This window comes from Streptomyces sp. SID1328, assembly GCF_009865595.1.
GTDB classification, from domain to species: Bacteria; Actinomycetota; Actinomycetes; order Streptomycetales; family Streptomycetaceae; genus Streptomyces; species Streptomyces griseoluteus.
In genome coordinates this window covers 1-248 of the sequence record NZ_WWKH01000657.1, presented here as the reverse complement: position 1 = coordinate 248, position 248 = coordinate 1, and the positions used below count along the sequence as shown (strand labels likewise).

The following is a 248-nucleotide window of genomic DNA, read 5'->3' as shown; positions in this document are numbered from 1 at the left end:
AGGGCGCGCAGGACAGCGGCCAGGTCGTCGTGGGTGTCACCGACGGCCCAGAGGCGGAAGGGGTGGTGGTCGCGGCCGGTGGCGGCGGAGCGGCAGATGTCGCCGAGGGCGTACCGGCGGCCGGGGCCCTCGGGGCCGAGGTGGGCCGCGTGGCGCAGGGCCAGCCGGCGCAGGGCCTCGGGGGTGCGGGCGCTGAGCACGAGCAGGTGCGGGCCGGCTTCGGCGGCCGGTGCGGCGGGGCGCGGCTC

General features: G+C 81.0%; 1 pseudogene. It reads right to left on the bottom strand.

The features are described 5' to 3' along the window. Window positions 1-248, bottom strand: a pseudogene (locus GT030_RS21050) (polyketide synthase); the annotation flags it as partial.